Origin of the sequence: Klenkia sp. PcliD-1-E, from assembly GCF_024124375.1 — a bacterium.
In the GTDB taxonomy this organism is placed as follows: Bacteria; Actinomycetota; Actinomycetes; order Mycobacteriales; family Geodermatophilaceae; genus Klenkia.
In genome coordinates this window covers 1-7,606 of record NZ_JAMXRZ010000162.1, presented here as the reverse complement: position 1 = coordinate 7,606, position 7,606 = coordinate 1, and the positions used below count along the sequence as shown (strand labels likewise).

9 protein-coding genes are annotated in these 7,606 nt (G+C 75.8%); 2 read left to right on the top strand and 7 right to left on the bottom strand.

What is annotated here, in order from left to right; all coding sequences use genetic code 11:
* On the top strand, positions 1 to 292 hold a 292-nt coding region (locus tag NH342_RS20980), incomplete at its 5' end, for a hypothetical protein (RefSeq protein ID WP_253017973.1).
* A gap of 17 nt (positions 293 to 309) precedes the next feature.
* Positions 310 to 1,266 carry a D-glycerate dehydrogenase gene (locus NH342_RS20975; protein WP_253017971.1) on the top strand — a complete coding sequence of 319 codons (957 nt, stop codon included), beginning with the start codon at positions 310 to 312 and terminating at the stop codon, positions 1,264 to 1,266.
* 2 nt (positions 1,267 to 1,268) lie between these two features.
* Here NH342_RS20975 and truB read toward each other — a convergent pair whose 3' ends face one another.
* The 7 genes from truB to infB form a co-directional block, all read right to left on the bottom strand.
* The gene (gene truB / locus NH342_RS20970; protein WP_253017969.1) at positions 1,269 to 2,183 is read right to left on the bottom strand and encodes a tRNA pseudouridine(55) synthase TruB; all 915 of its coding nucleotides are present in this window, start codon (positions 2,181 to 2,183) and stop codon (positions 1,269 to 1,271) included.
* Complete coding sequence (locus NH342_RS20965) at positions 2,180 to 3,484, bottom strand: MATE family efflux transporter (RefSeq protein ID WP_253017967.1); 1,305 nt, start codon at positions 3,482 to 3,484, stop codon at positions 2,180 to 2,182. The genes truB and NH342_RS20965 overlap by 4 nt, the downstream gene beginning before the upstream one ends.
* Positions 3,481 to 4,458, bottom strand: a complete 978-nt coding sequence (locus tag NH342_RS20960) for a bifunctional oligoribonuclease/PAP phosphatase NrnA (protein WP_253017965.1) — start codon at positions 4,456 to 4,458, stop codon at positions 3,481 to 3,483. The genes NH342_RS20965 and NH342_RS20960 overlap by 4 nt, the downstream gene beginning before the upstream one ends.
* A 4-nt stretch (positions 4,459 to 4,462) precedes the next feature.
* A complete protein-coding gene (locus tag NH342_RS20955) occupies positions 4,463 to 4,750 on the bottom strand; it encodes a hypothetical protein (protein ID WP_253017963.1) in 288 nt (95 codons plus the stop codon).
* Positions 4,747 to 5,262 (bottom strand): 30S ribosome-binding factor RbfA, encoded by a 516-nt coding sequence (rbfA, locus tag NH342_RS20950; RefSeq protein ID WP_253017961.1) that lies wholly within the window; start codon positions 5,260 to 5,262, stop codon positions 4,747 to 4,749. The genes NH342_RS20955 and rbfA overlap by 4 nt, the downstream gene beginning before the upstream one ends.
* A 24-nt stretch (positions 5,263 to 5,286) precedes the next feature.
* On the bottom strand, positions 5,287 to 5,583 hold the full coding sequence (locus tag NH342_RS20945) for a DUF503 domain-containing protein (RefSeq protein ID WP_253017959.1): 297 nt from the start codon (positions 5,581 to 5,583) through the stop codon (positions 5,287 to 5,289).
* Positions 5,584 to 5,614: 31 nt separating this feature from the next.
* A partial coding sequence (gene infB, locus NH342_RS20940; protein WP_253017957.1) for a translation initiation factor IF-2 occupies positions 5,615 to 7,606 on the bottom strand: 1,992 nt, incomplete at its 5' end.

Below are 7,606 nucleotides of genomic sequence, written 5' to 3'. Positions count from 1 at the left end.
GCGGTCGTCCGGGTGGAGCCTGGTCGTGGAGCTCGGCGCCGAGCCGCTGGCCTACGCCGTCCTCGTGCTCCGGGTGGCCGGCACGCTGTGGACCGCCGATGCCCTGCGGACGGGCGCGGTGGGCACGGTGACCCCGGTGCTGGCGACCACCCAGGCGGTGGTGCCCGGGCTCGTCGGGCTGGCGCTGCTCGGTGACCGGCTGCGGCCGGGCTGGGCGCCGGTGCTGGCCGTCGGGCTCGTGCTCACCGTCGCCGGGGTCGCGCTGCTGGCACGGGGGCACCGGAGCCGCTGACGCCGTACGGTCCGGGCGTGGACCGACCCCGGGTGGTGCTCAGCCGCCGGCTGCCGGACGCCGCGGTGCGGCTGCTGGACGGCGCCGCCGACGTCGTGCAGCCCGACGTGGACCGGCCGCTGGGGGCCGGCGAGCTGCGGGAGGCGGTGGCCGGCGCCGACGCGCTGGTCTGCCTGCTGCTCGACCGCGTCGACGACGCGCTGCTGGACGCCGCCGGCCCGCAGCTGCAGGTGGTGGCGAACGTCGCGGTCGGTCACGACAACGTCGACGTCGAGGCCTGCCGGCGCCGGGGCGTGCGGGTGACCAACACCCCGGGGGTGCTCACCGACGCCACCGCCGACCTGACCATGGCGCTGCTGCTGGGCATCACCCGGCGGGTGGGCGAGGGCGACCGGCTGCTCCGGGCGGGCCGGCCCTGGGGCTGGGACCTGGACTTCATGCTCGGCACCGGGTTGCGCGGGGCCCGCCTCGGCCTGGTCGGGTACGGCGCGATCGGGCAGGCGGTCGCCCGCCGGGCCGCCGCGTTCGGGATGCAGGTCGCCTACGCCGCCCGTCGTCCCGCCGGTGCCGGCGCCCCGGCCGCGGAGCACCTGCCGCTGGCGGACCTGCTGGCCGGCTCCGACGTGGTCTCCCTGCACTGCCCGCTGACCCCGGGCACCCGGCACCTGGTCGACGCCGCAGCGCTGTCGTCGATGCGGTCGAGCGCGTACCTGGTGAACACCGCGCGCGGGCCGGTGGTCGACGAGGCCGCCCTGGTGGGGGCGCTGGAGACCGGGGAGATCCGCGGCGCGGCGCTGGACGTGTTCGAGGACGAGCCGGCCGTCCACCCCGGGCTGGTGGGCCGCGACGACGTGCTGCTCACCCCGCACCTGGGCTCGGCGACCGTGCCGACCCGGGAGGCGATGGCGGTGCTGGCCGCGCGCAACGTCGTCGCGGTGCTGGCCGGGCAGGAGCCGCCGACCCCGGTGCCCTGAGCTCAGGCGGGGAAGCCCACCGCCACCTTCGCGGTGCGGCCGGCGTCCTCGACCAGGGCGACCAGCCGGCCGCCGGGGTCGACCGCGGCGTGCAGGCCGGGGGTGCCGGTGGCGGCGACCCGCTTGCCGTGGCCCAGGTCGACGGCCTCCGCGGCGTCCACCCGGCGCTCGGGGAAGACCGCGGTGGCCGCGGCGGTGAGCGGCACGAACCCGGGCCCGGCGCCGATCAGCAACGCCGCCGCGGCGGCCTCGACGGAGCGGGCGACCGCCTGGTCGAAGGGGCCCGAGCGGGTGCGGCGCAGCGCGGTGAGGTGGCCGCCGACACCGAGGTCGGCGCCGGCGTCCCGGGCGATCGCCCGGATGTAGGTGCCGGTGGAGCAGACCACCTCGACGTCGACGTCGAGGAGGTCCGCGGTGGGCCGGCGGACGTCGAGCACCGCCAGCGAGTGCACGGTCACCGCGCGGGGGGCGAGCTCGACGGCTTCCCCGGCCCGCACCCGGTCGTAGGACCGGACGCCGTCCACCTTGACCGCGCTGACCGACGAGGGCACCTGCTGCAGCGGCCCGGTCTGGCGCGCCAGCGCGGCCCGCACCTGCTCGTCGGTCAGCCCACCGGCCGGGGTGGTGGTGAGCACCTCGCCCTCGCGGTCGTCGGTGACCGTGGTCTGCCCGAACCGGACGGTGGCCGCGTAGGCCTTGTCGTTGCCCGCCAGGTGGCCGAGCAGCCGGGTGGCGGTGCCGACGCCGAGCACCAGCACACCGGTGGCCATCGGGTCCAGGGTGCCGGCGTGGCCGACCTTGCGGACCGACAGGGCCCGCCGGGCGCGGGCGACCACGTCGTGGGAGGTCATGCCGGGCTGCTTGTCGACCACCAGCAGGCCGGGCGGGACGTCGGCGTCGGGGCGACGGGGGCTCACCGGACCACCGTGGCACGGGTCCACCGGTCACCGGCCACCCGGGCCAGGACGGCGAGCAGCCGCAGCGCGATGAACAGCGTCAGCCCGGTCCACACCCCGGCCAGGCCCCAGCCGAGCGGCACCGACAGCAGCGACAGCGGCACGAAGCCGACCAGCGCCGACCCGATCGTGACCGTGCGCAGGTAGCCGACGTCCCCGGCGCCCATCAGCACCCCGTCGAGGGCGAACACCACGCCGGCCAGGGGCTGCATGAGCGCCAGGAACCACCACACGACGGCCGCCTGGGCCAGCACCGAGGGGTCGCCGGTGAACAGCGGGGCGAGGACCGGCCGGGCCAGCAGCAGCAGGACGGCGACCACCGCACCGGTGCCCAGCCCCCACCAGACCACGCGGACGGCGGCGGCGCGGGCGTCGGCGACCCGTCCGGCGCCGAGGGCCTGCCCCACGAGCGTCTGCGCGGCCACGGCGTAGGCGTCGAGCACCAGGGCCAGGAACAGCCACAGCTGGAGCGCGATCTGGTGCGCGCCGAGCTCGGCGGTGCTGGACCGGGCGACGACCGCGGCGGCGACGGCGAAGGCGCCCTGCATGACCGCGGCGCGCAGCAGCAGGTCCCGGCCGATGGTGAGCTGGGCGAGCACGGCCGGCAGCCGCGGCCGCAGCGGGACCCCCTCGCGGCGCAGCGCGGCCAGGAACAGCGCGGCCGACAGCGCTTGGCCGCAGACGTTGGCCACCGCCGAGCCCTCCAGACCCAGACCGGCGGGGTAGACCAGCAGCGGGTTGAGCACGAGGGAGACCAGGCTGCCGGCCACGACGAACCGCACCGGCCGGCCGAGCTCGGCGACCCCGCGCAGCCAGCCGTTGCCGGCCAGCGCGACCAGCAGCAGCGGCAGCCCCAGGCACGCCACCCGCAGCCAGCCCTCGGCGGCCTGCGCCACCGGGCCGTCGCCCCCGGCGAGCAACCGGGTCAGCGGGCCGGCGGCGAGCTGGAAGCCCAGCACGCCGAGCAGGCCGAGGCCCAGCGCCAGCCAGGTGGCCTGCACCCCCTCCCCCACCGCACCCGTGCGGTCCCCGGCTCCCGCCCGGCGGGCGGCCCGGGCCGTCGTCCCGTAGGCGAGGAAGTTCAGCAGCCCAGCGACCGGTGCGAGCAGGCCGCCACCGACGGCGAGCCCGCCGAGCTCGACGGTGCCCAGGTGGCCGATGACCGCGGTGTCGACCAGCAGGTACAGCGGCTCGGCCGCCAGCACCACCAGCGCCGGCAGCGCCAGGGCCGGGACCGACCGGGCCGGTCGCGCAGCGGTCACAACCGCTCACGGATCGCGGCCAGCGTGCCGTCCCGGTCGAGGGAGGAGGTGAACCCGGCGGCCATCCGGTGCCCGCCGCCGCCCAGCGCGGTCGCGACCGCGGCGACGTCGGTGGCTCCCCGGGAGCGCAGCGAGACGTTCCAGGCGCCGTCGGCGGTGCCCTTCAGCACGCAGGCGACGTCGGCCTCCTCCGCCGACCGCACCACGTCGACCAGGGCCTCGAGCTGGTCGACGGGCAGGCCGTGCGCGGCGGCCTCGGCGGCGGTCGCCCAGGTCCAGACCAGCCCGTGCCCGGTGGGGTCCAGCTGCGCGCGGCCCGTGGCCAGGGACAGCAGCGACAGCCAGCCGAAAGGGGCGGTGTCGAACAGCCGCTGGCTGATCCGCGCGTGGTCGATGCCGGTGGCCAGCAGCCGGGCGGCGAGGTGGTGCGTGGCCGGGGAGGTGTTGCCGAAGCGGAAGGACCCGGTGTCGGCCGCGAGCCCGGCGTACAGGCAGGTGGCCAGGTCGGTGTCCAGGTCGACGCCGAGGCCCTCGAGCAGGTCGGCCACGAGGGCGACGGTGGCCGCCGCGTCGGGGTCGACGAGCTGCACGCCGCCGAAGCCGGGGTTGGAGGCGTGGTGGTCCACGACCAGGGACGCGGGGGCGGCGGTGAGCAGCGGCCCGACCTCGCCGAGCCGGCGCAGGTCGGCGGCGTCCAGGCCGACCACCAGGTCGGGGTCGGCCGGCAGCTGCGTGGCGGGCACCAGCCGGTCGGTGCCGGGCAGCCAGGCCAGGGACGCGGGGAGCACGAACGCGCCGGGGAAGGTCGCGGTCACCTGCGCCCCACGCCGGCGCAGGCCCTCGGCCAGCGCGAGCGTGCTGCCGAGGGCGTCGGCGTCGGGTTGCACGTGCGCGCACAGGACGACGACCCCGCCGTCGTCGGCCGCCCGGGTCAGGACGGCGACGGCGGCGGCCAGGGCACCCTCGGGAGCCACCCGCTCAGGCGTCGGTGGGGCCGGGGTCGGCGTGCGGCACCTCGTCGGGCTCCTCGCCGGGCGAGCCACCGGCCACCGGGATGGCCGGGCCGCCGTCGGAGGGCTGGTCGGCGGCGACGGACGCCGCGTTCGCGTCGGTTGCGGGGTCGGCGTCGCCGGCCGCCCCGGTGCGGCCACCGGCCGTGGGGTCGCCGCCCGCGGGCTCGACGCGGCCGCCGAGGACGGCGGGGACCTCGGTGTCGTCGGGGCCCTCGCCCGGGTCGACGGCCTCGGTGCCGGGTTGCTGGCTCATCGGGTGCTCCCCTGCCGGTCCTCGGCGAGCACGTCGTCCTCGCCGAACCGGTCGTCGGTGTCGTCCGCGGTGTCGTCCAGCTCGTCGGTGTCGACGGCGGGCTTGCGGTAGGGGTCGGCGTCGCCGGCGTAGGCGGCACCGGCCCGGGCGCGGGCGAGCTCCTCGTCGGCGTGCCGGGCACGCTCGAGGGCCTCGTCGAGCTCGCGGGCGGTCTCGGGCACCGCGTCGGCGACGAAGGTCAGCGTCGGCACGAACTTGATCCCGGTCTGCTTGCCCACCGTGGAGCGCAGCACACCGGTGGCGCTGGCCAGCGCGGCCGCGGAGTCGGCCGCGGCCTCGGCGTCGCCGTAGACGGTGTAGTAGAGCGTGGCCTCGCGCAGGTCGCTGGTCACCCGCGAGTCGGTGATGGTCACCATCCCCAGCCGGGGGTCCTTGATCTGCATCTCGATCGTGGCGGAGACGATCTGGCGGATGCGCACCGCCAGGCGTCGGGCGCGGGCTGCGTCGGCCATCGGGTCCCCCTGCGGTTCGTCGGGTCAGGAATCGTCGGAGCTGATGAGCTGGCGGTGGGTCGACAGCAGCGTCAGCTCCGGGCGCTCGGCGAGCAACCGCTCGCAGGCGTCGAGGACCTCGCCCACCTGGGCGGCGTCCCCGGCGACGGTGGCGACGCCGACCTGCACGCGGCGGTGCAGGTCGGTGTCGCCGACCTCGGCGGCGGCGACCGCGTAGCGACGCCGCAGCTCGGCCACGACGGGCCGCACGAGCGAGCGCTTCTCCTTGAGGGAGTGCACGTCGCCCAGGAGCAGGTCGGCGGTGAGGGAGCCCGTGAACACGGACCCATCATCCGCCGACCTGCTCGAGCGGTCAGGCGCGGGGCTTCTCGCGCAGCTCGAAGGTCTCGATCACGTCGTCGACCTTGATGTCGTTGAACGACCCCAGGCCGATGCCGCACTCGTAGCCCTCGCGGACCTCGGTCGCGTCGTCCTTGAAGCGGCGCAGCGAGTCCACCGACAGGTTGTCGGCCACCACGGCACCGTCGCGGATGAGCCGGGCCTTGCTGTTGCGCACGATCGTGCCGCTGCGCACCAGCGAACCGGCGACGTTCCCGATGCGGGGCACCCGGAAGACCTCGCGGACCTCCGCCGTGCCCAGCTGCACCTCTTCGAACTCGGGCTTGAGCATGCCCTTGAGCGCGGCCTCGATCTCCTCGATGGCCTGGTAGATCACCGAGTAGTAGCGCACGTCGACGCCCTCGCGGTTGGCGAGCTCGGTGGCCTGGCCCTCGGCCCGGACGTTGAAGCCCAGGACGATGACGTCGTCGGCCAGCGCCAGGTCGATGTCGCTCTTGGTGATGCCGCCGACGCCGCGGTGGATGACCCGCAGCGACAGGTCGTCGCTCACCTCGATCTTCATCAGGGCCTCCTCCAGCGCCTCGACGGTGCCGGAGTTGTCGCCCTTGATGATCAGGTTGAGCTCGCGGCTCTCCTTCAGGGCGGCGTCGAGGTCCTCCAGGCTGATCCGCTTGCGCGCCTGCGCGTTCTGCGCGTTGCGGATGCGGGCCTGGCGGCGGTCGGCGATCTGCCGGGCGGTGCGGTCCTCCTCGACGACGAGGAAGGTGTCGCCGGCGCGGGGCACCGACGTCAGACCCACGACCTGCACCGGACGGGCCGGCAGGGCCTCCTTCAGCTTGTTGCCGTGCTCGTCGAGCAGCGACCGGACGCGCCCGTAGGCGTCGCCGGCCACGATCGAGTCGCCCTGGCGCAGCGTGCCGCGCTGGACCAGCACCGTCGCCACCGGGCCCCGACCCTTGTCCAGCTTGCCCTCGATGACCACACCCTGGGGGTCCTGCTCGGTGTTGGCGCGCAGGTCCAGGCTCGCGTCGGCGGTCAGCAGCACCGCGGCCTCGAGCTCCTCGAGGCCCTGGCGCGTGGTGGCCGAGACGTCGACGAACATCGTCTCGCCGCCGTACTCCTCGGCGACCAGGCCGTACTCGGTGAGCTGCTGGCGGATCTTGGCGGGGTTGGCCCCCTCCTTGTCGACCTTGTTCACCGCGACCACGATCGGCACCTCGGCCGCCTGGGCGTGGTTGAGCGCCTCCACCGTCTGCGGCATGACGCCGTCGTCGGCCGCGACGACCAGGACGACGATGTCGGTCACCTTCGCCCCGCGGGCTCGCATCGCGGTGAACGACTCGTGACCCGGGGTGTCGATGAAGGTGATCGGCCGCTCCTCGCCCTCGAGCTCGGTGACGATCTGGTAGGCGCCGATGTGCTGGGTGATGCCACCGGCCTCCTTGGCCACCACGTTGGTGTGCCGCAGGGCGTCCAGCAGCTTCGTCTTCCCGTGGTCGACGTGGCCCATGACCGTGACCACCGGCGGGCGGGCGCTCCAGTCGTCCTCGTCGCCCTCCTCGTCGCCGAAGGTGAGGTCGAAGGTCTCCAGCAGCTCGCGGTCCTCGTCCTCGGGGCTGACGACCTGGATGTCCCAGTCGATCTCGGCACCGAGCAGCTGCAGCGTCTCGTCGTTCACCGACTGCGTGGCGGTGACCATCTCGCCCAAGTGGAACAGGGCGGTCACCAGCGCCGCCGGCTGGGCGCCGATGCGCTCGGCCAGGTCGGTCAGCGACGCACCGCGCGGCAGGCGCACGGTCTGGCCGTTGCCGCGGGGCAGGCTGACGCCACCCATCGACGGCGCGGCCATGGAGTCGAACTCCTGCCTGCGCTGCTTCTTGCTCTTGCGCCCGCGGACCGGACCGCGACCACCCGGGCGCCCGAAGGCACCCGCGGTGCCCGCACCGGAGCCACCGCGACCGCGACCACGACCGCCGCCGCCCCCGCGGAAGCCGCCCGCGGGCGG

What these genes read in the sequence shown, in the direction of transcription:
- NH342_RS20955 (WP_253017963.1), bottom strand. Translation starts at nt 4,750, where the DNA reads ATGAGCCAGCAACCCGGCACCGAGGCCGTCGACCCGGGCGAGGGCCCC.
- rbfA (WP_253017961.1), bottom strand. Translation starts at nt 5,262, where the DNA reads ATGGCCGACGCAGCCCGCGCCCGACGCCTGGCGGTGCGCATCCGCCAG.